Source organism: Pseudomonas tehranensis, from assembly GCF_014268615.1.
In the GTDB taxonomy this organism is placed as follows: Bacteria; Pseudomonadota; Gammaproteobacteria; order Pseudomonadales; family Pseudomonadaceae; genus Aquipseudomonas; species Aquipseudomonas tehranensis.
Map to the genome: position 1 here is coordinate 1 of NZ_JABWQV010000061.1, position 23,679 is coordinate 23,679.

The window sequence follows — 23,679 nt, forward strand, 5'->3', positions numbered from 1 at the left end:
GTGGGAGCGGGCTTGCTCGCGAAAGCGGTCGACCATCCACCATCAATCTACAAACTGACCACCTTTCCCCATTCCCCGTATAATCGCGCCTTTTCCCCAAAGGCACCCCGCCCGTGGCCAACAAACGCTACAGCTGCATCGGTTTGTTCAACCCCAAATCTCCGGAAAACGTCGGTTCGGTCATGCGTGCCGCCGGCTGCTACGGCGTGGCGTCGGTGTTCTACACCGGTAAGCGCTATGAGCGCGCCGCGGACTTCGTCACGGACACCAAGAAAGTCCACTACGATATCCCGCTGATCGGGATCGACGACCTGAAGAAAATCCTGCCCTTGGGTTGTGTGCCGGTGGCCGTGGAACTGGTGGACGGCGCCCGCCCCTTGCCTGAGTACACTCATCCGGACCGGGCGCTGTATATCTTCGGCCCGGAAGATGGCTCGCTGGATAAAGACATCCGTGACTGGTGCGAAGACGTGGTGTACATCCCCACCAGCGGTTGCATGAACCTGGCGGCTACGGTCAACGTCGTGCTGTACGACCGCATGGCCAAAGGCAACAACACCCGTTCGGGGCCGCAATTCCGCTGATCGGTGCGCAATTGGATTGAACAAGGGAATCGCTCGGGCAGTCAGTTTTATACCAACCCCCACACCGGAGACAGATCATGAGCGATAACAACCCGTTCGAGCCGATTGAGACCACCCCTTTCCAATCTCATCCGCCGCACAACGTGCATGGCTGGGAACGCATTGGCTCATTGGCCGGCGGAGTCCTGATGATGGGCAAGGGCCTGCGTCGTGGCGGCGTGATCGGTCTGGCTCAACTGGCCATTGGCGGCATGGCCCTGGCGCGCGGCATCACCGGGCACTGCTCGGCCAAGGCATTGCTGGAAAAGAATCGCCAGAACCTGCACCACGCCCGTGCCCGCATTGAGCAGGCCGGAGAAGAGTTGAGCCGCATGAAGGCCAGTGCCGAGGCAGCGACCAGCACGGCTACAGTGACGGGGAATGATTCGCTGGTTTCGCCCAAAGTTGGGCTCTGATTTTTGCGGTGGGGCTGATGGCCTCATCGCGAGCAAGCCTTGCTCCCACACGATCGAGTCGTACCAAACATTTCGTCCGGCGAAGATCCAGTGTGGGAGCAAGGCTTGCCCGCGATAGCGGTATTACTGAAGTAACTTGCTATCCAGAACGGTGGAACTCTCTCCCAGAACGCTCTCGCTGAGCTGGACAAACTCCTCGGTATCAACCGTCTCCAGACGCATGGCAGCGTGCAGCACGTCATCGAGCGAGCGCTTGTTGCGGGTTTTCAAACGAATCTCGCGGTCCAGCTCCTGCAACAGCAACACCGCCTTGGCCTGCGTCGCGGTTCCGATCTGCTCACCGCGCAAGGTGGTGACGCCTTTGCTGTCACGGGCGAGGCGGTCATTGAGGGCCTGATAGCGCTCATCACTCATTCCGCCGGCCCGGCGCAGCAATTCGATGGCGTAGTACTCGGCCAGCCCTTCGCTGATCCAGTCACTGCGCTCACGATCGTTGACGCGCGCCAGCATCTGCACAAGCTCCCGCAACATAGGGCTATTGCCGCGCTCGCTGACCAGCGGCGGACGACTGTGCAGATAAATCGATTCATGCCCAGCCTGAGCACCACGCCACATCGGATCTGACGCGCCGATGATCAGCAGCTTGCCGGGATGACGCGGCACCAGCGCCTGCACCTGCGGCCAGACGAACGTCAGTAGCGTCAGCACATCCATCCGGCGCATGCCCTGGCCTTGGGGCGAGGCCACCGTCACCTCGGTCTCTCCCAGGCGTGTGCGACGGCTGCCGAGTTTGCCGGCGAGCATCCAGCCAGTGGGACGATCGAACAGCCGCGCAGGGTTGTCGATGCGAAAGCGTTGTTTGCCGATGCGCGGCCAGGCCGTTTCGATGCTTTTCCAGCCGGCGGGCAGTTCAAATTGCAAACGTGACACCAGCTCAGTGCCATCCTGCTGATCCAACTTGGCCGGTGGCACAAGATCGTCGCCGCGCAGCAGCCCCCATCCCGGGGTCATACGGGTTTCAAACGTACCGTTCTTGCGAGTATTACTGATGCGCACGCGATAGCTCAGGCTCGCCTTGTCGGCACTGGGACGCCAAATGCCGCGTGTATCCTTGCCCGGGATGAGCTGCCATTGACCGTCGGCCTTGAAGTGGCTATAGCGGCTGCCATCGCCGAGGTCGAAGTCCAGGCTGCGCACTGCCGAACCCCGCGCCAGGGTCAGGCGCACTTCGGCCTGATCGCTCTGCGGCAACAGATGCACGTGATAATCCAGATCGACTTTCTGCGCCGCCCACAGCGGCCCGCACAGCGCCAACAGCCCGGCTGCCAGCATCCTTTTCAATCCTGCAGCCATGGGTTCTCCCTGATGGTGCGATGCCCGGCATTCAGCCGGCGCGAAAAATCAGATGATCTTCCCAATCATCCTCGGGCACGCTGCCTTCGGCGAGCATACGCCCCGACTGGGAAATGCGTTCGTGGTGCACAGCATCGCGATCGCCACAGACCAGGTGGTGCCATAACGGCAGATCCTTGCCCTCGCTGACCAGGCGATAACCGCAGGTCGGCGGCAACCATTTGAACTCATCGGCCTTGCCCGGCGTGAGCTGGATGCAATCGGGAACAAAGTCGCGGCGCCGAGGATAGTCGGTGCACTGGCAGGTTTTCAGGTCCAGCAGTTTGCAGGCGATGCGCGTGTAGTAGACGCTGTTGTCGTCTTCGTCTTCGAGTTTTTGCAGACAGCACAGGCCACAGCCGTCACACAGCGATTCCCATTCCTGCGCATCGAGCTGATCGAGGGTTTTACGTATCCAGAACGGTTCGACTTTGGCGGCCATGGCTCAAGCATCAGCATCAGGTGGTGAAAAGGTCGTCAGTCTAGTGCCGGGGCTGCTTCAGGCCAAGCATGGGCGACTGTCGGTAGGGCGTTGCGCTGGCGAAGTCCGTCAATGGATTGGCCGAGGACACCGATTGGGCGAGCGCAGAAGATCAACTGTGGGAGCGAGCCTGCTCGCGATAGCGTCGGATCAGCCAGCCTTGAGACCGACTGACACACCGCTATCGCGAGCAGGCTCGCTCCCACAATGGGATGGGTGCTGGCCTTAATAGCCCCGATCGAAATCCACTTCCCCGCGCAAGGTTTCGCCGGCCTGGTAGGCCCGCAGGTTTTCCAGGAACAACTGCACCATCATCGCCGGCGACGTCGGTGCCGAGCTATGGCCGGTCAACAGCAGGCCCCAAGCCGTCCAGAAAGGATGCCGCTGTGGCAACGGCTCCTGGCGGCAAACGTCAATGACCGCACCGGCCAGATGCCCTTCCTTCAAGGCTTGCACCAGATCCGCATCGACCACGGCCACGCCGCGCCCGACATTGATGAACAGGCCAGTGGGCTTGAACTGCTTGAACAGCGCCGCGTCGTAAATATCGTGGGTGTCCGGCGTGTTGGGCAGCAGGTTGATCACGTAATCCACCTCGCCCACCATGCGCGGCAGATCCTTCAACGCCCCGACCTCGATGAACGGCGCCAACTCCCGAGCGTCGCTGGCAATGCCATACAGCTGCACGCCAAATGGCACCAGGAACTGCGCCACGCGCTGGCCGATATCGCCAGTGCCGACGATCAATGCCTTGCGCCCGGCCAGACTCTGGCCCTGACGGTTGTCCCACTTGCGCTCGACCTGGCTGACCAGCCTCGCCAGCACCTCGCGCTCATGACCGAGCATATAGGTCAGGACGTACTCGGCCATCACCTGACCGAAAATGCCCACCGCACGGGTCAGGCGATAATCACGCGTCAAACCCTCGGCCAGCAGCGGCGTGATGCCCGCCCAGGTCGATTGCAGCCACTGGGGCTGATGGCCTTGACGCAACAGGGTGGCCAGCAGATCGGGCTGGCCCAGCCAGACCGGGCAGTCGGCGGCCAGTCGCGACAGTTCGGCGGAGTCGCCACTGGTCAGGACTTGGATATCGGGTGCAGCCTGTCGCAGAAGCTGGGCGTACACCGCGTGATCGTGTTCGGCAATCAGAACGCGCATGGATCAAACCTTTCAAAAACTATGCAGACGACCGCCGACAGAGTGTCGCTCCATCCTTGCGGCCATCGCCAATAAACCATTCCAGTGTTTCAAGAGGCCCGGAAAGGTGCCTCTGGGCACCGTCAGACCGGGTCGTTGCGTCGCAGCAACTCTTCAGGTAGATGCTCGATGTACTCGTCTTCAGCCGGCGGCATCTGCAGGTGATAACCCTGGGTATCGAGGTTTTCCAGCACCAGGTTGATGTCTTCCCGCGACAGCTTGCGCTCGGGGCTCAGCACCAGGTCAAAGGCATGGATCGCCTTGCCAAAGGCAGCCATCAGGGGCTCGGGCACGCGCTCCAGGGCATCGCTTTTGAGCACATACAGGTACATCTCGTTTTTCTTCGAGCTTCGGTAGATCGAGCAGATACGTTTCAAGGCTGTTCTCCGGCGGTGGCCAGGCTATCGAGCAGCGCCTGGCCCATCAATTCGCGGCGCCAGCCACGCAGCGAATCGGGCAATTGGTAAGGACCCTCGGGAAAGCCGCTCTTGATCAGCGCTTCGAGGGTTTTCTTGCGCAGCATCAGTTCAGGGGCGATTCCCAGGCGCTCGGCCTCAACCTGCCCCAGTGCCCGCAGACGCTTGACCAGCGCCGAGGCCTCAATGGGCAGGGGTTCGGCCACGGCTGGCGGCCACTGTTCGGGCGGCACGCTGGCGGCGCGTTTAATCAGCTCCAGCAGGAACTCGCCGTCCTGGCGCACAGTACGCGGGTGCATGTCTTCGATTTTCGCCAGCGCACCGAGGTTATCCGGCTGAGTGCGGGCCAGGGGCCACAGCGAATGCTCGCGAATGACCCGGTTACGCGGCAGGTCACGAGCCCGCGCTTCCCGCTCGCGCCAGGCGCATAGCTCGCGCAGCACGGCGAGTTGGGTACGGGAAAGTTTCCAGGCCAGCTTGGCCTCGCGATATACCTCATAGGGGTCGACTTCACGACGCAGGTTGGCCACCAGCTCGGCGCCATCCTCTAGGACCCAGGCGTATTTCTCGTCAGAAAGCTTCGGCCGCAGCTGTACGAAAACTTCCGCCAAATGCACTGCATCTTCAGCGGCGTAGCTGATTTGCGTTTCCGACAGTGGTCTTTGCAACCAATCAGAGCGGGTTTCACCCTTGGGTAAGTCGATGCCCAACACGTCCTGTACCAGCCGGGAATAACCCATGGAAAAACCCAGGTTCAGGTAGGCGGCGGCCAATTGAGTGTCAAACAGCGGCGCGGGCAGACTGCCGGTCAAGCGCAGCAGCACTTCAAGGTCTTCGCTGCAGGCGTGCAACACCTTGAGCACTGCCGGGTTTTCCAGCAACGCGGCCAGGGGTTTCCAGTTGTCGATGGTCAAGGGGTCGATCAGATAGGCACGCTCGCCGTCGCCGATCTGCAACAAACCGGCAATGGGATAAAACGTGTCGACCCGCATGAATTCAGTGTCGAGGGCGACGAATGGCAACTGCTGCCATTCGTCGCAAAACTGACCGAGGCTATCGTTGTCGCGAATCCAGTGAATATCGATGGCCACACGGCTCTCCCTTGAAGAATGGCGCGCAGTATATATCGCCGTCAGCGATTGCGAGCATCCATAGAGCGGGAGCCTGAGAGAAATCGCCTGCGCAAAGGCAAGAATAGTCCTACATCGGGAGTTAACCGGCCTTGCACAACGCATAAACCCGCGTCAGCGCAAACCCGGGCAGAAAATCCTGGTACCACAGCAGGGTGAAACCGGCCTGGCGGAACTCGGCTTCAACTTCAGCCTTGTCCGCCAAGCCGCGGTGCGACGCAGGTCCGATGTTGAGGCGACCTTCAACTTGCACCGACACAATCACCGTGTCACGGCTGACCCGATGAAATTCGCGCAACAACGCCAGCCGATGCTCACTGGCCCTGACGTGCCGAAACAGTTGCAGACACAAAATACAGTCCACCGCGTTGGCCGACAGGCCGAGGGTGAATGCCGAACTGGGAAAGGTCGTGACCCGCTCCAGCAACGCGCCGCCATGGTGGGTGCGGGCGTGATCGAGCATGCCCGGCGAAGGGTCCGCCGCCAGAATCACCCGATTGGCGTGTTCGGCCAGCACCGGCCAGAACCGGCCGGCGCCACAGGTCACATCCAGCACCAGTCCCGGTTCACCGGCGGCTTTCAAGGCATTGCGGACCAATTGCTCGTCACGCCAGAACGCCAGGCGCAATCGCCTGGGCGCCGCTTGACGACAGATGCGCGCGTGTTCCCGGTCTTGATACCTGGCGAACTCGAGCTCTACGGGAGATGGGGGTTGCCCGGACATACCAACCGCTCTTGGCAAAGAGGAATGGGAACAGGCTAACCACCGATACGTGAAAAAAAAGTCGAGGCGCTCACTGCCGAGCCAGCACGCCGTCAATGACCGCACCACGGCAACCGGCAAACAGGTCCAGGTCGCGGTTGTAGACCTTGCTGTTGACTTCCAGCAGCCCGAGCATCGAATGGAACAGATTGTCCTGGCTCAAGGGCTTGTCCCGGCTCAGTTGCAGGCAATGGGTGTCGACGGAAAAGGACTTCTGATAGCTGTCGGAAAACCAGGCCAGCATCGCCACATGTTTCTGTTGTTCCGGGGCGAGCATGTAGGGCGTGCCATGGAGAAACAGGTTGTACTCGCCCAGGGACTCGCCATGGTCGGACAGGTACAGCATCGCTGTGTCGACCTTGTCCTGATTGGCCCGCAGCAGGTCGATCAGGGTCGATAACACATGGTCGGTGTACACCAGCGTGTTGTCGTAGCCGTTGACGATGCTCTGGCGGCTGCAATTGTTCAGCGCATTGCTTTGGCACACCGGGGTGAAATGTTCGTATTGCTTGGGATAGCGCTTGAAGTATTCCGGCCCGTGACTGCCCATTTGGTGGAGCACCAGCACAGTGTCCTTGTCGAGGGTGTCGATGAAATGTTGCAAGCCCTGGAGCAGAATTTCGTCGCGACACTCACTGTTGGCGCACAGGGCCGGGTCTTTGAGATTGCTGACGTCCTGCACAGTGACCCGGTCGCAAGTGCCTTTGCAGCCCGACTGGTTGTCACGCCAGATCACCTCCAGCCCGGCACGCTTGAGCACATCCAGCAGGCCTTCTTCGTTCCTGGCCTTGCTGGCGTCGTAGTTCTTGCGGCCCATGTTGGAAAACATACACGGCACCGATACCGCGGTTTCCGTACCGCAGGAGTGCACATCAGTGAAGGCGATCAGGCCGGCCTCTTTATTGAGTTGCGGCGTGGTATCGCGGTTATAGCCCAGAATGCCGAAGTTCTCGGCACGGGCGCTCTCCCCCACCACCAGCACGGTCAGGGACTTGCGGGCATGGGTTTGCCAGACCGGATTGCGACTCGCATCCTCACCCAAGGTGATGAAGGGCTGTTTGGCCGACGCGACCTGCTCGCCCAGGTACCCGATCGACGCACCGATGTAGTTGCTCGGCACCACCATCAAATGCAGTTCATGATGATTGCGAAACAATGAAGACAACCCCTGGTAATTGGCCAGGGCGACCACGCCGATCACCGCCGCCGACACCCCACTCACCACCAACTTGCTTAACAGCTCTTTGGACCAGCGGCGATAACTGATCGGCGTTTTAAATAATAACCAGGACGGCAACACGCCTAACAAACCGAGGTAGGCAAACAACTTCAACGACAATAAATCACGCACTTCCGTCGCATTGGTTTCAGCGAAGTTTCGAAACATCCCGGCATCGATCAGTACGCCATACTGAGCCATGAAGTACGCCACACCGGCGCTGGTCAGAAACAGCACGATCAGCACAGGCTTGAGCAGCACCCGGAACGCCATCAGGGTCAGTACCAGGTTGAAGGCGAACAATACCAGCACCGCAAACGCCACGCCGATCAGCACGCCCCCGCCGTCACCTGCCGTAATGCTATGCAGGTGCTGCCAGAGCACGGCGTTAAAGCCCACTAATAAAAAAACACTGGCGACCAGCGTCACCCATTCGGGACGCACAGGTTTAATAGTCAGCATGAGGTCTAAAGTTTCCTGGAAGTTGCGCTATGGAAAGCAAATACCGCAGGAAAGTTAGAAAAAAACTGTGCTACGGCCACGCAAACTCTAGGCAGGCCACTATCAATTTTTCGTGAAAAAGTTGCTATTAAATAATTTTTCAAATAACAAGCCACACGCTCGACCCGACGTGCGGCTGGTCGCTCATTTCAGGCCTGATGGATATACCAACGCCAGTCCTGCTCGCCTACCTCGCCCATGAACTGGCGGTATTCGGCGCGTTTGACCGCCAGGTACACCCTGAGAAATTCGTCCCCAAATGCTTGCCTGGCCCAGCTCGAGGCTTCAAGCGTGCGTATGGTGGTGAGCCAGTCGGTGGGCAGCAATTCACTCGCCTGGGCATAGCCGTTGCCCTCTACCGGCGCACCGGGATCGCACTGTTCACGAATGCCGCGATGGATGCCGGCCAGTATTGCTGCGGCGGCCAGATAGGGGTTGGCGTCGGCACCACAAATACGATGTTCGATATGCCGCGAAAACGCCGGGCCGCCCGGCACCCTCAGGCTCACGGTGCGATTGTCCACGCCCCAGGTGGCCGCCAGCGGCGCGTAGCTGTTGCTCTGGAAGCGCCGGTAGGAATTGGCATTCGGGCAGAACATCAGCAGTGAGTCGAGCAACGTGTCGAGCATCCCGCCCACCGCATGACGCAGCAGCGGCGTGCCATCGGCGGCTTCGCTGGCAAACAGATTATGGCCCTCGCGATCCGCCAGGCTCACGTGCATATGCATGCCAGAACCCGCCAGTTCCGCGAACGGCTTGGCCATGAAACACGCCTGCATGCCGTGTTTATGCGCCACGCCTTTGACCAGACGCTTGTAGCGCACCGCTTCATCCATGGCTTGCAAGGCATCGGTACGGTGCTGGAGGGTGATTTCCACCTGGCCCGGCGCGTATTCGGAAATGGCCGTTCGGGCCGGGATCCCCTGCGACTTGCAAGCGGTGTAGAGGTCCGCCAGGAACGGTTCGATCTGTTCCAGCTCGCGCAAGCCATAGACCTGCGTGGCACCGGGTCGGCCGCCATCAGCGTCCCGCGCCGGTTGCGGCCGGCCCAGGCTGTCGCGCTGCGCGTCCAAAAGATAGAACTCCAGCTCCGCCGCCATGACCGGGTAATAGCCATCGGCCTGCAACGCGTCGATCACTTGGCTGAGCAGGTAACGCGGATCGGCGATGGTCGCGGGCATGCCTTCCTGAGGATGCATGCTGACCTGCACGGCGGCAGTGGGGATCAGCCGCCAGGGCATTCGCTGCAAGCTGCCGCTGATGGGATAAGCCCGGCAATCGATGTCGCCAACCTCCCACACCAGCCCGGAGTTTTCCACGTCGTCGCCATTGATGGTCAACCCGAGAATGGTACTGGGCAAGGGCCGCCCACTTTCGTAAAGCGCCAGCAACTCATCGCGGTGCAGCAGTTTGCCCCGAGGCACACCGTTGCTGTCGAGAATAAACAGCTCGAACAACTCAATATCCGGATTTTGCTCCAGGAACGCCTGGGCTTGATGCAGGGGGGCAAAAGAGAGGTGGGCAGAACTCATGAGAACGCTCGTATTTTCATGTCGGACGGGCGACAAAGCACCGTCAGCCTGTGCTCGCGATCAACGAACACTGTTTAAGGATCAACAGGAAATACAAGTATCTGGAGGACGGGCATGGCGGCAATGCCAGAGCGCCCAAAATGCCAGCTCAGAGGGCAGCGCACAAAGCGTGGGAGAGGCACCGGACATAAACCTGCCGACCGGCCCCATTGCGGCGTATGACGGGTATTGGATTGCTGCGGGCCAACCGTCCATAAAAGACATCACAGGAAACACACCCTTGCAGCGTCCCACGTCACCAAAGCCGGTTAAACCTCGATTTGATGGAGCTTGGATCGCCACAGGCTAAACAATCGGCCAGAGCACCCTATGCTGATCGATCTGTCGTGTTCATTACCTTATCTGTCCCACTCCCGACCGTGAAAGCGCTTGCCTGGCATTCTCCTGGGACGATCGTTCCGTTAGGATCAAGGGTCTGGTTTGCGCAAGATCCGCGCAAGGAGCACAGAGAGAGACAGAACGGATGCTGAACAGTAACTCCCTCAGAAAACTCGATATGCAAGACCTCATGGTATTTAACGCCGTGTACGAGCAAAGCAGCGTCACCGGTGTATCCGAGGCGCTGTGCGTCAGCCAGTCAACGGTCAGCTACTGCCTCAAGAAACTGCGGACCTGTTTCGACGACGAGTTGTTCATCAACACCCGCACCGGCATGCGCCCCACTTATAAAGCCGAGGGCATGTACAACCACGTGCGCACCATCCTGCTGAGCATCAACCTGTGCCATGCCGGTGCGGCCACGGTTGAGCCCGCCCGGCAAACCATCAAGCGTCTGAAGGCTTGTCGGGATTCACCTTGAAACGCCGTGCAGCCAGGCCGCTGATAGCACCTGGCTGCGCGAGCGGATCGTTAAAGCCCGAAGCACCTGCCCCTCAAGCGCCGACGACAGCCTTGGCATAGGGGCCTCGGTCGATGTCGAGGATTTCCACGCACAGTTGTACGGAAACGTCAGTCGGCCATTCGCCCACCTCCTGGATCACCTCCAACAGTTTTTCGGCCAGCTGCTTCTTGACCTCTGGCGAACGGCCGCTCAACAAGGCCAGCTTCACGTGCACGAAACCTCGCTTTTCGAAAAGGGTGCCCACCAGGAAATTCTCGATTTTCACAGCCCGGCTTTTGATGTCTGACTCGGCAGCGAACTGACCGGAGGCCACCAGCGTATTATTCAGACGCAACAGTACGACACCCTCGTCAAACTTGGGCAGGTTGGCGGTGTACTCCATGTGCAGGTGAGGCATGTGTTCGACTCCTGTTCGAAAATATGACGATGTGGTTTCAGCCGTCGCAACCATACCTCGACTTTACTTGGCTGACGCAGGTTTTGTGGGTAGACGGTGTTCGGATTGCTCACAGGTCGTCTGCTCCAGGCGCCGACCGACCCGAAGGTTGCGGTTCATCCACCGTCCGCGCACGCATCAGCTTGCGCGACAGCGCTGCAATTATTGGCAATATCTCATCACTATTGGAAACGTATTTGCGGTAGCGAAAAGTACCCGTTTGGCTAGGCTTGCGAAACATGTTCAAAACATGTCTTGAATGAATTAATCGCAGGGAGCGAACCGATGTATTTTGAGATCTACAGGCAGACCCGAGGCACCCAGAGCACTGGAAAAGGCCAATGGCGGTGGCGCTTGAGAGCCGGCAACCACGAAACGATCGCCAGCGGCGAATCCTATGTGAACAAGGCTGACTGCCTTCACGTCATCGGGCTGATCAAGAGCGCCCAGGGTGAGACACCCGTGAAGGAAATCTGAAGCAGCCACGCACTGTACCGACCAGTAAGCTGTCCCGCGTAACGAGCAGCTTGCTGCGACCTGAATCCGGGTCTCGCTTTTTACTGCGCCAAGGCCTATCAGACAGGTATCGTGTGCAGACAAAAGCGAGAGGCCGGTCTAAATGACTCCATCAAACCGTGATCGCGACTGGCTGGTGCGGGCTCCTGAATCAAGAAAAATGGAGCGCATCGAAGCCTATTTCAGTGGCCATGGCTACACCACCCACCGGCATGACACCTACGCCATCGGTGTCACGCTCTGCGGTGTTCAGAGCTTCAATTACCGCCATAGCAAACGCCATAGCCAGCCCGGCGGAACCATCGTCCTGCACCCGGATGAAGTTCACGATGGCGAAGCAGGCACGAGCGAGGGCTTTCGCTACCGGATGTTCTACGTAGAACCCTCCGTGATCCAGCAAGTGCTGGGCGGCAAACCCTTGCCCTTCATCGAAGGAGGGTTGTCGAACGATCCTCACCTTAATGTTGCCACCCGCAGACTATTGCGCAGCCTGGATCACCCGCTTGATCCGCTGGAAGAGGAGGACGGCCTCTACGATGTGGCCAAGGCCCTCGACCGCGCAGCGGGTAACCGGCGCGGACGGCGGTTGATTGACTACTCGGCGGCAGAGCGCGCCCGACTGTTCATTCACGATGCCCTTGACCAGCCCATCAGCCTGGATGATCTGGTCCAGGCAAGTGGCCGGGATCGATGGAGCCTGTCCCGGGACTTTCGAGCCCTGTACGGCACCAGCCCCTACCGGTATATCAACCAGCGCCGCCTGAATAAAGCCCGTCGCCTGGTTATCCACGGCATGCCATTGAGTGAAGCTGCCCTGGCCTGCGGTTTTTTCGATCAGAGCCACATGACCCGGTTGCATACCCAGGCGTTCGGCATTTCACCTGCACGCTGGCTGAAGATGCTGCGCTGACGTCGGGCGCCAGGCCCCACAAAAGCTGCACAATCATCCAATACCCGCTCAGGCTCAGGCAGTAAGGTCGCGTTCAACCCCTTCACAAGACGAGCATCCCCCATGAGCACTCACTACTCCCCCATCAATTTCGCTCAGAAATACGCACTCTTCCAGGAACAATGGGCCCCGAAAGTCGTGGCCGAAATGAACGACTACCAGTTCAAGATCGTCCGGCTCGAAGGTGACTTCGTCTGGCATACCCACGCCGATACCGATGAAACCTTCATCGTGCTGGAAGGCGAGCTTCGAATTGATTTTCGCGACGGCGCGGTGACGATTGGCCCAGGCGAGATGTACGTGGTGAAAAAAGGTGTCGAGCACAAGCCCAGCGCCGCACTGGAAGTGAAATTGCTGTTGATCGAGCCTCGCGGCGTCATCAACACAGGCGATGAAACCAATGAGCGAACAGCAGTCAATGATGTCTGGATCTGACGTCGCCTCGTGACGTAACCGATGCCAGGGGGTCAATCGTACTCAGCCTCCTGATGATCACCCAACAGGCGCCGCTGGCGAGGTGTCGCGGCGGCCAGCACAGCGGGGTTGAACTGCCAGTCCAGATAAGGCGAGAACTTCTGCGCAATCATCCGCCGGCCATAGTGAACCTGCAGCATATATCGTGAACGATCGACGCTGCGGTTCTCGCTGCCGGCATGCCACAACTCGCTGCGCAGCATCAGCACATCGCCAGCCCGACAAAACACCGGTTGCGCGACGCGTCCTTGCCACTGCGTTTCACCAGCCACGGGCGCCCGCCCCGCCCGATGACTGCCGGGAATGACCCAGGTGGGGCTCAGGTCGGCATCAATGTCGTCAAGGTAAAATTGTGCCGTGCAAATCTGCATCGGCAACTCGAAAGCGGGATCGGCCAGCAACGCTGGTGGCAATGCCATTGCCAGGTAATCCAGGTGCAACGGGGCCCCGATAAACCCGGGATGGCAACGCCAGGCAGTCTGCCCAATGATGTGGCAGTCATCCCCCAGGGCCGCCTCGGCCAGCTCGATCACCCCGTCCATATCAAGAAACGGCAACCAGAACGGATCGCGATTGAACACGCATTTGTAGTGATCGATCACTCCGCTGTAGTCCCAGTGCTGGGGTTTAAGCTGATCGATTGCGCGGCGCAGGTCGTGGATTTGCACGGTGTTCAACACCGCAGGCATCAGGACGAAACCGTCCTGATGCAGGGCTCGCAAGCGCTCGTCAGTGAGCGCCGCCAACGGTGGGAGGGAGGCCACGATCGCGCCTGCCTCAGGTGCGGAAACGGCCGGTCAATTCCGCCAATGTCCTCGAGAGGCCGGAAAGCTGCTGGCTGGCATGCATGCTCTGGGCAGAGTTCTGCGCCGCTTCGTTAGACAGATCGCGGATATCGGAGATGTTACGGGCGATTTCCTCGGTGACGCTGCTCTGCTCTTCACAAGCGTTGGCGATCTGCGCGGCCATGTCGTTGATCCGCTGTATGGAACCGCCGGTACCGCTGAGCACCTGGTCCACACTCGCCGCCCGCTCGACGCTATCACGGGCCTTGGTGCTACCGACGTGCATCGCTTGTACGGCCTTGGCGACGCCCGACTGCAAGCGCTCGATGCGGACCTGGATATCCTTGGTCGAATCCTGGGTCCGCGCCGCCAACGCCCTGACTTCATCAGCCACGACGGCAAAACCGCGGCCTTGTTCACCGGCGCGCGCAGCCTCAATGGCGGCGTTCAGCGCAAGCAGGTTGGTTTGTTCAGCGATGCCGCGAATCACCTCGAGGACCGCGCCGATGCTGGAAGTTTCCTGGGCCAAGGCTTCGATGGTTCCCGACGCGCTTTCCACTTCCTGCGCCAGTTGGCGGATCGATTCGATGGTGCTGCTGACAACGTCGGCACCATCGCGGGATTGACTGGTGGCCTGTTGTGCGGCGTCCGAGGCATTCAGCGCGTTGTGAGCGACTTCATGCACGGCGGCGCTCATCTGGGTTGCGGCGGTGCTGACCTGATCAAGCGCCGCATGCTCGCTGCTGATCAGTTGGTCGTTGGTCGCGGCCATGCTGGCCATGGCGCGTGCCGCAGCATCAACCTCTCCGGTCACCCGGCCCACCTCGGCGATCAACGGCTGCAGTTTGTCGAGGAAGCGGTTGAATGCGCTGCCGAGCTGGCCCAGTTCGTCAGCCGAACGGACCTCAAGACGCGCCTTCAAATCGCCGCCCCCCTCTGCAATCTGCTCGACGCGGCTGAGCAAGCGACGCATAGGGCGCAGCACGACCATTGGCAGGGCAATAACGACCAGAATGCAGCCAAGCAGACCGATCAACAGAATGCCGCCCTGATGCACCCCCACTTCTTCGCCATTTTCTATCGCCGCGTCTCCCTCGCGATGGGACGCCTGGTCTTCCAGTTCGCCCAACTTGTCGATGGAATCACGCATGGTCTCGAACAGGCGTTCGCTGTCACCAAAACTCAGTTTGCTGGCCGCCTCCATATCACCTACGGACAACTCCATTACCCGCCGCGAAACCTGCTTCCACTTGGCAAAACCGTCATTGAACTGACTGACCAACGCCAGCGCTTCGGCCCCCGGCTGCATCGCGGCATATTGCTGCACGCGATCATAAGCCTGCTTCGCATTCTCCTCATGACTGGCGCTCAGCGCCGTCAGATGCTCGTCCGCATGACCGTCAAGGAGGCTGCGCTCGGCAACGAAGGCCTGATAGAGATCGCGGTCGGCATTGAGCAACAGGCTGATGGCCGGCAAGTAACGCTTGGTCAGCTGTGTGCTGGACTGCGTCACCTGATCAATGCCACGCATGCCCGACCACCCCATTAACACCAACAACAGCGCTAGGAAAGCAATCGGCAGGGTGATTTTCCAGCGAAAACCCAGGTCGGCAAAGAACCGCATCATGGGGGGCACTCCTTCTATGGGGGTTAGCTTACCTATCGGCAGGCATGCTTTGAGCTATAGACCATTAGTCTGATTGACACAAAGGATGGGCTTGCTATTGAGCAACAAAACGCCACTGCCTGAGGAGAACCCCGCCCCAGCGCTACGGCAAAGATCGACAGCAATTGCGGTACAAACGCCAAAAACGAAAAAGCCCCTGAAATGTTCAACCATTTCAGGGGCTTAGTCGTATTCAATTATGGCGGAGAGATAGGGATTTGAACCCTAGGTACTGTCGCCAGTACAACGGATTTCGAATCCGTCCCGTTCGGCCACTCCGGCATCTCTCCAGTGGCGCGCATCATACCAGCACATTCGCCGGAAGCGAACCCCCGGGCGAAATTTTTTCCGTGCTATCAGATGCTTGCGTCGATTACAGCGGTACGCCCAGACGCTGAGCAACTTCTTCGTAGGCTTCGATGACGTCACCGAGGCCTTGGCGGAAGCGGTCTTTGTCCATCTTCTTCTTGGTGTCCTTGTCCCACAGGCGGCAGCCGTCCGGGCTGAATTCGTCACCCAGGACGATGGAGCCGTCGCTGAACACACCGAACTCAAGCTTGAAGTCCACCAGCAGCAGGCCGGCGTCGTCGAACAGCTTGGTCAGCACTTCGTTGACCTTGAGGGACAATTCCTTCATGCGCGCCAGTTGCTCGGCGGTGCCCCAACCGAATGCCACGACGTGGGATTCGTTGATGAACGGGTCGCCCTTGGCGTCGTCCTTCAGGAACAGCTCGAAGGTGTAGGGATTGAGCTTCATGCCCTCTTCCACACCCAGGCGCTTGACCAGGCTGCCGGCGGCGTAGTTACGCACGACGCATTCGACCGGGATCATGTCCAGCTTCTTGACCAGGCATTCGTTGTCGCCCAGCAGCTTGTCGAACTGGGTCGGCACGCCGGCGGCTTCGAGTTTCTGCATGATGAAGGCGTTGAACTTGTTGTTCACCATGCCCTTGCGGTCCAGTTGTTCGATGCGCTTGCCGTCGAACGCCGAGGTGTCGTTGCGAAACAGCAGGATCAAGCGGTCTGCGTCGTCGGTCTTGTAAACCGATTTGGCTTTGCCGCGGTAGAGTTCTTCACGTTTTTCCATGATGGGCTCCGCTTGCTAAGTAGATGGGCTAGGCGATATGTCGCCAGTCGAGCCCTGAATCTTGATCGGCCAGTTGCAGCCAGTCCGGGTCGCACCCAAGGGTGTCGACGAAACATTGCCGGGCCAGCTGCGGCAGGTTGTTTTTGCTGCTCAGATGGGCCAGGACCAGGTGTTGCAGGCCTTGCCAGCCCAACTCGGCCACCAGGAACGCCGCCTGGTGGTTGTTCAAATGTCCGCGCTCCCCGCCTACCCGCTGCTTGAGAAAGTACGGGTAGTACCCGCGCGCCAGCATGTCACGACAGTGGTTGGACTCGATCATCAAGGCATCGAGATCGCGGTAGCTGTCCATCACCCTGTCGCAATACGAACCCAGGTCGGTCAGCAACCCAAAGCGCCGCTCACCGTCGCTGAACACATACTGCGTGGGCTCCCGGGCGTCGTGCGCCACGCTGACCACGCTGACCTCCAGGGCACCAATGCGCAGTTGCTCACCACCGGCCACCAAGCCTGCAGGTTCGAGGGGCTTACGCAGGCCCTCCAGTGTGCCGCGGCTCAGGTATACCGGCAGATTGTAGCGCCGAGACAGCAAACCCACGCCATGCACGTGGTCGGCATGTTCGTGGGTCACGAGTATCGCGCTCAATTGCGCCGGGTGCACACCCAGGCGCAACAGGCGTTTCTCGGTTTCTCGCAAAGAGAAACCACAATCGACCAGCACATACGTGCCGGCGCTGGCTATCAGCGTGCCGTTCCCTTGGCTACCGCTGCCGAGAACGGCAAAACGCATCGGATCAGCCCAGGTTGTCCTGAATCACGCTCAATACCTGGCGGGCCACATCGGCTGGCGCTACGGTGTTGATGTTTTTCTCGACGGTCACCTGAACGTTGTCACCCACCTTGCTCAGGCGAACCTGATAACGCTCGGCGCGGGCTTCAATTTCTTCCTTGTCCGGCTCGCTGCCGAACAGACCACTGAAGAAGCCAGGCTTCTCATCTTTTTTCTCGGCCTTTTCGGCGAGGTTTATGTAGTACAGGCCCAGGCTGCGGTTGATGTCTTCCACCCGCCATTCACCCTGCTCCAGCGCACGGCCCACGCTTGACCAGGCGCGATCCAGGTCGGAACCGACGTTGAGCACCGGGTTGCCGCTGCCATCTTCGCTCAGGCTGACGCGGCTCGGAACGTCGAAATCCCGCGATGCAAGCATCGAAACCGAACCACCCTGTTCTGCATTACGGCTCATGCTGGCGAGCATGTCGTCCACCAGCGCAGCATCCAGGCCGGTGTTGACCGAACGGTTGGTGAAGGCCACATCGGCGGTGCTGCCGGCGGGACGCTCGGCGCTGACCACGTAGATTTCACTGGTGTTGCGCTGCACGCCCGGCTCGATGCGAACCCGCACGCGGCTTTCGCTGTCGGCACCGACACCGGCGGCGCTCAAGCGCTTGGCCATGGCGGCGGACAGCTCATCGGCACGTTGCCAGGTGGTGGTGAACTCGCCCGTTTGCGGGCGCTGTTCATCCAGGCGGAAACCGTTGTCCTGGAAGAACTGGATCGCCACGGGCCAGACTTCGGCCGGCGGATGCTGGGCCATGACCCAGCTTGAATCGCCGCTCTTCTGCAGGGTGTAGTCGCTGGCATCGGCCAAGGCCGAGAGCGGCTGTGGACGGGGAACGACGTATTCGCCCTTGACGCTGTCATCCGCCACGTTACGCGGAATCGGCAACAGCGGATCCAGGCGTTTGGCGACGCTGACATCGGGCGGTATTTGCATCGGTGCAGTCTGTTGCGCTTCCAGGTAATCGCTACCACGGTCGCGGAAGTAACCTTCCGGGCCCCAGACCCATCCGCAGCCACTGGTGCTGGAGATAATCAAGGCAAGTGCGGAAAGTCCGGCCATTCGCTTCATGCGTTGTACTTCCTCAATTAAACCAGGACGCCCGACTGGCGCATGGCCTGCCGAAGCGGTTCGTGACAGGCTTCGCTCAACCAGGTGAGCGGCAGGCGGATGCCTTGGTGCATCAGGCCCATTTCAACCAAAGCCCACTTCACCGGAATCGGGTTGGCTTCGATGAACAGGTCCCTGTGCAACGGCATCAGTTTTTCGTTGATTGCCCGCGCGGTCTCGGCGTCGCCCTTGAGCGCCGCCTCGCACAGGTCGGCCATTTCGCGCGGAGCGACGTTGGCGGTGACGGAGATATTGCCCTTGCCACCCAGCAGGATCAGCTCCACCGCGGTCGGATCATCGCCGGACAGCACGAGGAAGTCATCGCTCACGCCAGCGAGGATGGCTTTGGCGCGATCCAGGTCGCCGGTGGCTTCCTTGATACCGATGATTCTCGGCACGGTGGACAGGCGAATCACGGTCTCGGCCTGCATGTCGCAAGAGGTGCGGCCGGGAACGTTGTAGAGAATCTGTGGGATGTCGACCGCTTCGGCAATGTGCTTGAAGTGCTGGTACAAGCCTTCCTGGGTTGGCTTGTTGTAGTACGGAACGACCAGCAGGCAAGCGTCGGCACCGGCTTCCTTGGCGTTGCGGGTCAACTCGACGGCTTCGCGGGTCGAGTTGGCGCCGGTACCGGCGATCACCGGAATCTTTCCGGCTACCTGTTTGACCACGGCGCGGATGACTTCGATATGTTCGTTGACATCAAGGGTTGCCGACTCGCCAGTAGTACCGACGGCGACAATGGCATGGGTGCCGTTTTCAAGGTGGAAGTCCACGAGTTTGCTGAGGCTGACCCAGTCAAGACGCCCTTGTGCATCCATGGGTGTGACCAGTGCCACCATACTGCCCGCAATCATGAAACCGCTCCTGCCGGAAAAAGAGAGCGGTAATGGTACTGGCGCCAAGATGCTTGTACAAGCGAACTACCATTCCCCTTGGCGATGGTTTTCGCTACCCTTCAGGCTTTGATCGGTACCGATAAGCTCATACGCCGGTTCCCAGCCTCCGTTATTCGTCGCCACAAGCCCCATTCCTGCGTTTGTCCTGCCGCATTTCCGCCACCCCGGAATGCAGCGCAACCCAGGCAAAGGGCTTGAGTCGTTCGTTTCTTCAGGTTTGTCGCCGTGCCGAGCTGCAAAAGTACCGACCGCTCATCGCTTTAGGAATGCTGCATGTCCACCCCCACAGTCCGCGAACAATTCCTTGTTATCAGTGCCCTTGGCGCCAACCCCATGGAGCTGACTAACGTCCTGTGCCGCGCCAGCCATGAAAATCGCTGCGCCGTCGTAACCTCACGCCTGACCCGTCACGGCGAATGCAGTGCACTCGTGCTTGAGATCTCCGGCAGCTGGGACGCCCTGGCCCGCCTGGAAGCCAGCCTGCCGGTGCTGGCCAAGAAACACGCCTTCACCGTCAACGTGGTGCGCAGCGCCGCCCTGGAGAACCGTCCCCAGGCCCTGCCCTATGTGGCGTATGTGAGTTCGGCCTATCGCCCGGACATCATCAATGAGCTGTGCCAGTTCTTCATGGACCACCATGTCGAGCTGGAGAACCTGACCTGCGACACCTACCAGGCCCCGCAGACAGGCGGCACCATGCTCAATGCCACGTTCACCGTGACACTGCCGGCCGGCACCCAGATCAGTTGGCTGCGCGATCAGTTCCTGGATTTCGCCGACGCGATGAACCTCGATGCCCTGATCGAACCGTGGCGCCCCCAAAACCCAATGTAAGGAAGCGTTCATGGCCGTTGCCATTGACCAACCGGTTACCGATTTCCAGGCGCCCGCCACCAGCGGGCAAACCGTCAGCCTCGCGGCCCTCAAAGGCAAGCAGGTGGTGATTTACTTCTACCCCAAGGACAGCACCCCGGGGTGTACCACCGAAGGCCAGGGTTTTCGTGACCAGTACGCCCAGTTCCAGGCCGCCAACACCGAAGTGTTCGGCGTATCGCGCGATAGCCTCAAGTCCCACGAGAACTTCAAGTGCAAGCAGGAGTTCCCGTTCGAGCTGATCAGCGACAAGGACGAGGCCGTTTGCCAGCTGTTCGACGTGATCAAGCTGAAAAAGCTCTATGGCAAGGAGTATCTGGGCGTTGATCGCAGCACGTTCCTGATCGACAAGGACGGTGTGCTACGCCAGGAATGGCGCGGTGTGAAGGTGCCGGGGCATGTGGATGCGGTGTTGGCGGCGGCGCAGGCGCTGAACAAGGCCTGAAGTTTTTTCGTTGCCTGTCCTGGCGCTATCGCGAGCAGGCTCGCTCCCACAGGGGATTTATTAACGGCACAAATCCAGTGTGGGAGCGAGCCTGCTCGCGATGAGGCCACCCGCATCCTCACCGGATAAATAGCGCCTACTACAGCAACGGCGCCACCACCGGCTCCCGGCTCGGCCACGCATCCAGCACAGCCTTGAACAGTGTTGCCAGGGGAATGGCAAAGAACACACCCCAAAACCCCCACAGTCCGCCAAACAGCAACACCGCACAGATGATCACCACCGGATGCAGGTTCACTGCTTCGGAGAACAGCAGCGGCACCAGCACGTTGCCATCGAGCACCTGGATGATCCCGTAGACGGCCATCAGATAAATGAACTGATCGCTCCATCCCCACTGGAACAGCGCAATCAACGCCACGGGCACGGTCACCACCACGGTCCCGACATAAGGCACCACCACCGAAATGCCCACCAGCAGCGCCAGCAATGCCGCGTAATTGAGCCCCAGGGCCACAAAGCCGATATAGGTCACGCCGCCGCAGATGAAAATCTCGATGACTTTTCCGCGAATGTAGTTGGCGATCTGGCGATTCATTTCCTGGGCCACCCGGGTGATCAGCGCCCGCTCGCGGGGCAGATAGCCACGGACCCAGCGCCCGATCATTTCCCGATCCTTGAGAAAGAAAAACACCAGGATCGGCACCAGCACCAGGTAGATCATGATGTTCACCAGCAGCGGCAGGCTGGACAAAGAGAACGTCAGCGCCCACTGGCCGAACTTGCCGATCTGGCCGCGCACCACCTCGATGGCCTGCAGTACCTGCTCGTCGGACACCAGATGCGGATAGCGCTCCGGCAACAGCAATAACAACGACTGCCATTTGGCAAGCATCCCGGGCAATTCGTTGAACAAGGTCACCAACTGATGCCAGAGCAGCGGCATGATCACCACGACGAACACCACCAACAACCCCATGAACAGGGCGAACACCAGCCCTACCGCCATGGCGCCAGGCAGCCGCATCCGTTCCAGTGTCGTGACCAGCCCCTGCATCAGGTACGCCAGCACCATCCCTGCCAGCACCGGCGCGAGCATGCCGCCCAGCGTGAGGACTGCCGTGAAGGCCAGGAACAGCAACACTGCCAGCACCACTGCCTCTTCGTCGGAGAAGTAGCGCTGGATCCAGTCGCGTAACACTTTGAACATTAAAAATCCTTAAGGGCCGCTGTTGATGCTCAGGCTTTCTTCAGCCAGTAACGGTAGACGCCGTTGTCGTCTTCTTCACGCAGCAGCGTATGACCGGCCAGCCGGGCAAAGGTGCGGAAATCACGCTGGGAGCCCGCGTCCGTTGCGGTCACCTTGAGCACGGCGCCACTGGCGAGGCGATTGAGTTCCAGCTTGGCCTTGAGCAGTGGTAACGGGCAATTCAGGCCGCTGGCGTCCAGTTCGGCATCGGGGGCTACAGCATCGGTCATCGGTTCACTCCGCAGCAGGTCGTTGAGCGACTTAGAATATCTGGTCCCGGGCCTGGTGTCCGGCTACAGTAGGGTCTTTGTCGACTAAGGCTTCGTGCATGACATTTCTGCGCCCCACCCTGCTGACGCTCGCTTGCCTGCTTGCCTCACCGGGCTTCGCCGACGACCTGCCGTCACTTGGCGACGCCAGTTCTGCCATCGTCTCGCCGCAACAGGAGCACCAGTTGGGTCGCGCCTGGCTGGCCTTGTTGCGCAGTCAGGTCTCACAGCTCAACGATCCACAGCTCAAGGACTACGTCGAGTCCAGCGTTTACAAACTGGTGGAGACCAGCCAGGTCAACGACCGACGCCTGGAATTCATCCTGATCAACAGCCCGCAACTCAACGCTTTCGCCGCGCCCGGCGGAATCGTCGGAGTAAACGGTGGACTGTTCCTCAATGCGCAGACCGAAGGTGAATACGCCTCGGTCATGGCCCACGAACTGGCGCACTTGTCACAACGCCACTTTGCCCGGGGCGTCGAAGCCCAACAACGCATGCAGGTGCCGATGATGGCAGCGCTGCTGGCTGGCATTGTGATCGCCGCCGCCGGTGGTGGGGATGCCGGGATCGCGGCCATTGCCGGCACCCAGGCGGCCGCCATTCAGGAACAACGGCGTTTCTCGCGTCAGAACGAGCAGGAGGCCGACCGCATCGGCATCCAGAACCTGGAAAAGGCCGGCTATGATCCGCGGTCCATGCCGACCATGTTCGAACGGCTGATGCGCCAGTACCGTTTCGACGCCAGGCCCCCTGAATTCCTGCTGACTCACCCGGTGACCGAATCCCGAATCGCTGACACCCGCAACCGCGCCGAACAGGCAGGGCCAGGTGGCATCGAGGACAGCATGCGCTATCAATTGATTCGCGCACGGGTCAAGTTGATCTACGAAGAAACGCCAGGACTGGGCGCCAAGCGCTTCCGGGCGCAACTGGATGAAAACCCGAAGAACGACGTGGCCCGCTATGGCTTGGCGATCGCGCAGATCAAGGGTGGCCAGTTGAATGAGGCCCGGGACAACCTCAAGCAGTTACTGGCCAAATCGCCCAACGAGATCATCTATAACCTGGCCCAGGTTGATCTGGATATCACCAGCAACAAACTGCCAGACGCTCAGGCTCGCGTCGACCGGATGCTAGCCCAGTACCCGGGCAACTATCCGCTGAATCAGGTGCGTGTCGACCTGCTGCTCAAGCAGAACCGCCCCGCCGACGCCGAGAAGGCTCTTGAGAACCTGCTCAAGACTCGTCCAGACGATCCGGATGTCTGGTACATGGTGGCAGAGACCCGCGGACTGTCGGGCAACATCATCGGCCTGCACCAGGCCCGCGCCGAATACTTCGCCCTAGTGGGCGACTACCGTCAGGCCATCCAGCAACTGGACTTCGCCAAACGGCGCGCCGGCAGCAATTTCCCGCTGTCGTCACGCATCGACGCCAGGCAGCGCGAGCTCATGGAGCAGGAGCGCATGGTCAAGGACATGATGGGCTGAGTCTTTTCGGACACAAAAAAA

25 protein-coding genes, 1 tRNA gene and 2 pseudogenes are annotated in these 23,679 nt (G+C 60.0%); 9 read left to right on the top strand and 19 right to left on the bottom strand.

Annotated features, from left to right (window positions below; translation table 11 throughout):
* Positions 1–113 precede the first annotated feature (113 nt).
* Both HU811_RS12085 and HU811_RS12090 read left to right on the top strand, forming a co-directional pair.
* Positions 114–584, top strand: coding sequence for an RNA methyltransferase (locus HU811_RS12085; protein WP_092397371.1), 471 nt, complete (start codon positions 114–116; stop codon positions 582–584).
* 77 nt (positions 585–661) lie between these two features.
* Positions 662–1,039, top strand: coding sequence for a YgaP family membrane protein (locus HU811_RS12090; protein WP_186656060.1), 378 nt, complete (start codon positions 662–664; stop codon positions 1,037–1,039).
* A 123-nt stretch (positions 1,040–1,162) separates the two neighbouring features.
* Here the strand turns inward: HU811_RS12090 and HU811_RS12095 are convergent, their stop codons facing one another.
* The 8 genes from HU811_RS12095 to HU811_RS12130 form a co-directional block, all read right to left on the bottom strand.
* A complete protein-coding gene (locus HU811_RS12095) occupies positions 1,163–2,392 on the bottom strand; it encodes a hypothetical protein (protein ID WP_186656063.1) in 1,230 nt (409 codons plus the stop codon).
* A 31-nt stretch (positions 2,393–2,423) separates the two neighbouring features.
* Entirely contained in the window at positions 2,424–2,873 is a 450-nt protein-coding gene (locus tag HU811_RS12100) for a YcgN family cysteine cluster protein (RefSeq protein ID WP_186656064.1), read from the bottom strand.
* A 264-nt stretch (positions 2,874–3,137) separates the two neighbouring features.
* Complete coding sequence (locus tag HU811_RS12105) at positions 3,138–4,070, bottom strand: D-2-hydroxyacid dehydrogenase (protein ID WP_186656065.1); 933 nt, start codon at positions 4,068–4,070, stop codon at positions 3,138–3,140.
* A gap of 122 nt (positions 4,071–4,192) precedes the next feature.
* Positions 4,193–4,486, bottom strand: a complete 294-nt coding sequence (locus HU811_RS12110) for a YcgL domain-containing protein (protein WP_047227944.1) — start codon at positions 4,484–4,486, stop codon at positions 4,193–4,195.
* Positions 4,483–5,616, bottom strand: coding sequence for a ribonuclease D (gene rnd / locus HU811_RS12115; RefSeq protein WP_186656066.1), 1,134 nt, complete (start codon positions 5,614–5,616; stop codon positions 4,483–4,485). The genes HU811_RS12110 and rnd overlap by 4 nt, the downstream gene beginning before the upstream one ends.
* A 121-nt stretch (positions 5,617–5,737) precedes the next feature.
* On the bottom strand, positions 5,738–6,379 hold the full coding sequence (locus HU811_RS12120) for a class I SAM-dependent methyltransferase (RefSeq protein WP_092397359.1): 642 nt from the start codon (positions 6,377–6,379) through the stop codon (positions 5,738–5,740).
* 70 nt (positions 6,380–6,449) lie between these two features.
* Positions 6,450–8,099: a phosphoethanolamine transferase gene (locus tag HU811_RS12125; protein ID WP_186656067.1), complete on the bottom strand. Its 1,650-nt coding sequence runs from the start codon at positions 8,097–8,099 to the stop codon at positions 6,450–6,452.
* A 188-nt stretch (positions 8,100–8,287) separates the two neighbouring features.
* Positions 8,288–9,670: a glutamine synthetase family protein gene (locus HU811_RS12130; protein ID WP_186656068.1), complete on the bottom strand. Its 1,383-nt coding sequence runs from the start codon at positions 9,668–9,670 to the stop codon at positions 8,288–8,290.
* Positions 9,671–10,193: 523 nt separating this feature from the next.
* Here HU811_RS12130 and HU811_RS12135 point away from each other — a divergent pair.
* A pseudogene (locus tag HU811_RS12135) lies at positions 10,194–10,496 on the top strand (LysR family transcriptional regulator); the annotation flags it as partial.
* Between the two features lie 106 nt (positions 10,497–10,602).
* Here HU811_RS12135 and HU811_RS12140 read toward each other — a convergent pair.
* Complete coding sequence (locus HU811_RS12140; protein WP_186656071.1) at positions 10,603–10,968, bottom strand: 5-carboxymethyl-2-hydroxymuconate Delta-isomerase; 366 nt, start codon at positions 10,966–10,968, stop codon at positions 10,603–10,605.
* 324 nt (positions 10,969–11,292) lie between these two features.
* Here HU811_RS12140 and HU811_RS12145 point away from each other — a divergent pair, with 324 nt between their 5' ends.
* From HU811_RS12145 to HU811_RS12155, 3 genes are all read left to right on the top strand, one after another.
* Positions 11,293–11,484, top strand: a complete 192-nt coding sequence (locus HU811_RS12145) for a YegP family protein (RefSeq protein WP_047227955.1) — start codon at positions 11,293–11,295, stop codon at positions 11,482–11,484.
* 142 nt (positions 11,485–11,626) lie between these two features.
* Positions 11,627–12,433, top strand: coding sequence for an AraC family transcriptional regulator (locus tag HU811_RS12150; RefSeq protein WP_186656072.1), 807 nt, complete (start codon positions 11,627–11,629; stop codon positions 12,431–12,433).
* Positions 12,434–12,535: 102 nt separating this feature from the next.
* Positions 12,536–12,907, top strand: a complete 372-nt coding sequence (locus tag HU811_RS12155) for a cupin domain-containing protein (RefSeq protein WP_092397349.1) — start codon at positions 12,536–12,538, stop codon at positions 12,905–12,907.
* A 32-nt stretch (positions 12,908–12,939) separates the two neighbouring features.
* Here the strand turns inward: HU811_RS12155 and HU811_RS12160 are convergent, their stop codons facing one another.
* From HU811_RS12160 to dapA, 8 genes and pseudogenes are all read right to left on the bottom strand, one after another.
* Positions 12,940–13,710: a phytanoyl-CoA dioxygenase family protein gene (locus HU811_RS12160; protein ID WP_186656075.1), complete on the bottom strand. Its 771-nt coding sequence runs from the start codon at positions 13,708–13,710 to the stop codon at positions 12,940–12,942.
* A 13-nt stretch (positions 13,711–13,723) separates the two neighbouring features.
* Positions 13,724–14,512 (bottom strand): methyl-accepting chemotaxis protein, encoded by a 789-nt coding sequence (locus HU811_RS27770; RefSeq protein ID WP_373685099.1) that lies wholly within the window; start codon positions 14,510–14,512, stop codon positions 13,724–13,726.
* Positions 14,513–14,581: 69 nt separating this feature from the next.
* Positions 14,582–15,358 (bottom strand): annotated as a pseudogene (locus tag HU811_RS27775) (MCP four helix bundle domain-containing protein); the annotation flags it as partial.
* A 239-nt stretch (positions 15,359–15,597) separates the two neighbouring features.
* Positions 15,598–15,687 (bottom strand) — tRNA-Ser (locus HU811_RS12170).
* Positions 15,688–15,770: 83 nt separating this feature from the next.
* Positions 15,771–16,484 carry a phosphoribosylaminoimidazolesuccinocarboxamide synthase gene (gene purC, locus HU811_RS12175; protein WP_025212375.1) on the bottom strand — a complete coding sequence of 238 codons (714 nt, stop codon included), beginning with the start codon at positions 16,482–16,484 and terminating at the stop codon, positions 15,771–15,773.
* A gap of 28 nt (positions 16,485–16,512) precedes the next feature.
* Positions 16,513–17,271 (bottom strand): MBL fold metallo-hydrolase, encoded by a 759-nt coding sequence (locus HU811_RS12180; RefSeq protein ID WP_092397343.1) that lies wholly within the window; start codon positions 17,269–17,271, stop codon positions 16,513–16,515.
* A 4-nt stretch (positions 17,272–17,275) separates the two neighbouring features.
* Positions 17,276–18,391 carry an NlpB/DapX family lipoprotein gene (gene bamC / locus HU811_RS12185; protein WP_092397341.1) on the bottom strand — a complete coding sequence of 372 codons (1,116 nt, stop codon included), beginning with the start codon at positions 18,389–18,391 and terminating at the stop codon, positions 17,276–17,278.
* Between the two features lie 17 nt (positions 18,392–18,408).
* Positions 18,409–19,287, bottom strand: coding sequence for a 4-hydroxy-tetrahydrodipicolinate synthase (gene dapA / locus HU811_RS12190; protein WP_092397339.1), 879 nt, complete (start codon positions 19,285–19,287; stop codon positions 18,409–18,411).
* Between the two features lie 315 nt (positions 19,288–19,602).
* Between dapA and HU811_RS12195 the strand changes: the two genes are divergently transcribed.
* Both HU811_RS12195 and HU811_RS12200 read left to right on the top strand, forming a co-directional pair.
* Positions 19,603–20,163, top strand: a complete 561-nt coding sequence (locus tag HU811_RS12195) for a glycine cleavage system transcriptional repressor (protein ID WP_047227965.1) — start codon at positions 19,603–19,605, stop codon at positions 20,161–20,163.
* Positions 20,164–20,173: 10 nt separating this feature from the next.
* Complete coding sequence (locus HU811_RS12200) at positions 20,174–20,647, top strand: peroxiredoxin (protein ID WP_186656081.1); 474 nt, start codon at positions 20,174–20,176, stop codon at positions 20,645–20,647.
* A 139-nt stretch (positions 20,648–20,786) separates the two neighbouring features.
* On the opposite strand, the gene HU811_RS12205 is transcribed toward HU811_RS12200, so the two are convergent.
* Both HU811_RS12205 and HU811_RS12210 read right to left on the bottom strand, forming a co-directional pair.
* Positions 20,787–21,857 carry an AI-2E family transporter gene (locus HU811_RS12205; protein ID WP_092459920.1) on the bottom strand — a complete coding sequence of 357 codons (1,071 nt, stop codon included), beginning with the start codon at positions 21,855–21,857 and terminating at the stop codon, positions 20,787–20,789.
* A gap of 29 nt (positions 21,858–21,886) precedes the next feature.
* Positions 21,887–22,126 (bottom strand): sulfurtransferase TusA family protein, encoded by a 240-nt coding sequence (locus tag HU811_RS12210; RefSeq protein WP_047227968.1) that lies wholly within the window; start codon positions 22,124–22,126, stop codon positions 21,887–21,889.
* A 98-nt stretch (positions 22,127–22,224) separates the two neighbouring features.
* Between HU811_RS12210 and HU811_RS12215 the strand changes: the two genes are divergently transcribed.
* A complete protein-coding gene (locus HU811_RS12215) occupies positions 22,225–23,658 on the top strand; it encodes a M48 family metalloprotease (RefSeq protein ID WP_186656083.1) in 1,434 nt (477 codons plus the stop codon).
* The last annotated feature ends 21 nt before the right edge of the window (positions 23,659–23,679 follow it).

What these genes read in the sequence shown, in the direction of transcription:
- HU811_RS12090 (WP_186656060.1), top strand. Translation starts at nt 662, where the DNA reads ATGAGCGATAACAACCCGTTCGAGCCGATTGAGACCACCCCTTTCCAA.
- HU811_RS12095 (WP_186656063.1), bottom strand. Translation starts at nt 2,392, where the DNA reads ATGGCTGCAGGATTGAAAAGGATGCTGGCAGCCGGGCTGTTGGCGCTG.
- HU811_RS12100 (WP_186656064.1), bottom strand. Translation starts at nt 2,873, where the DNA reads ATGGCCGCCAAAGTCGAACCGTTCTGGATACGTAAAACCCTCGATCAG.
- HU811_RS12105 (WP_186656065.1), bottom strand. Translation starts at nt 4,070, where the DNA reads ATGCGCGTTCTGATTGCCGAACACGATCACGCGGTGTACGCCCAGCTT.
- HU811_RS12120 (WP_092397359.1), bottom strand. Translation starts at nt 6,379, where the DNA reads ATGTCCGGGCAACCCCCATCTCCCGTAGAGCTCGAGTTCGCCAGGTAT.
- HU811_RS12125 (WP_186656067.1), bottom strand. Translation starts at nt 8,099, where the DNA reads ATGCTGACTATTAAACCTGTGCGTCCCGAATGGGTGACGCTGGTCGCC.
- HU811_RS12130 (WP_186656068.1), bottom strand. Translation starts at nt 9,670, where the DNA reads ATGAGTTCTGCCCACCTCTCTTTTGCCCCCCTGCATCAAGCCCAGGCG.
- HU811_RS12140 (WP_186656071.1), bottom strand. Translation starts at nt 10,968, where the DNA reads ATGCCTCACCTGCACATGGAGTACACCGCCAACCTGCCCAAGTTTGAC.
- HU811_RS12145 (WP_047227955.1), top strand. Translation starts at nt 11,293, where the DNA reads ATGTATTTTGAGATCTACAGGCAGACCCGAGGCACCCAGAGCACTGGA.
- HU811_RS12150 (WP_186656072.1), top strand. Translation starts at nt 11,627, where the DNA reads ATGACTCCATCAAACCGTGATCGCGACTGGCTGGTGCGGGCTCCTGAA.
- HU811_RS12155 (WP_092397349.1), top strand. Translation starts at nt 12,536, where the DNA reads ATGAGCACTCACTACTCCCCCATCAATTTCGCTCAGAAATACGCACTC.
- HU811_RS27770 (WP_373685099.1), bottom strand. Translation starts at nt 14,512, where the DNA reads ATGGCCAGCATGGCCGCGACCAACGACCAACTGATCAGCAGCGAGCAT.
- purC (WP_025212375.1), bottom strand. Translation starts at nt 16,484, where the DNA reads ATGGAAAAACGTGAAGAACTCTACCGCGGCAAAGCCAAATCGGTTTAC.
- HU811_RS12180 (WP_092397343.1), bottom strand. Translation starts at nt 17,271, where the DNA reads ATGCGTTTTGCCGTTCTCGGCAGCGGTAGCCAAGGGAACGGCACGCTG.
- bamC (WP_092397341.1), bottom strand. Translation starts at nt 18,391, where the DNA reads ATGAAGCGAATGGCCGGACTTTCCGCACTTGCCTTGATTATCTCCAGC.
- dapA (WP_092397339.1), bottom strand. Translation starts at nt 19,287, where the DNA reads ATGATTGCGGGCAGTATGGTGGCACTGGTCACACCCATGGATGCACAA.
- HU811_RS12195 (WP_047227965.1), top strand. Translation starts at nt 19,603, where the DNA reads ATGTCCACCCCCACAGTCCGCGAACAATTCCTTGTTATCAGTGCCCTT.
- HU811_RS12200 (WP_186656081.1), top strand. Translation starts at nt 20,174, where the DNA reads ATGGCCGTTGCCATTGACCAACCGGTTACCGATTTCCAGGCGCCCGCC.
- HU811_RS12205 (WP_092459920.1), bottom strand. Translation starts at nt 21,857, where the DNA reads ATGTTCAAAGTGTTACGCGACTGGATCCAGCGCTACTTCTCCGACGAA.
- HU811_RS12210 (WP_047227968.1), bottom strand. Translation starts at nt 22,126, where the DNA reads ATGACCGATGCTGTAGCCCCCGATGCCGAACTGGACGCCAGCGGCCTG.
- HU811_RS12215 (WP_186656083.1), top strand. Translation starts at nt 22,225, where the DNA reads ATGACATTTCTGCGCCCCACCCTGCTGACGCTCGCTTGCCTGCTTGCC.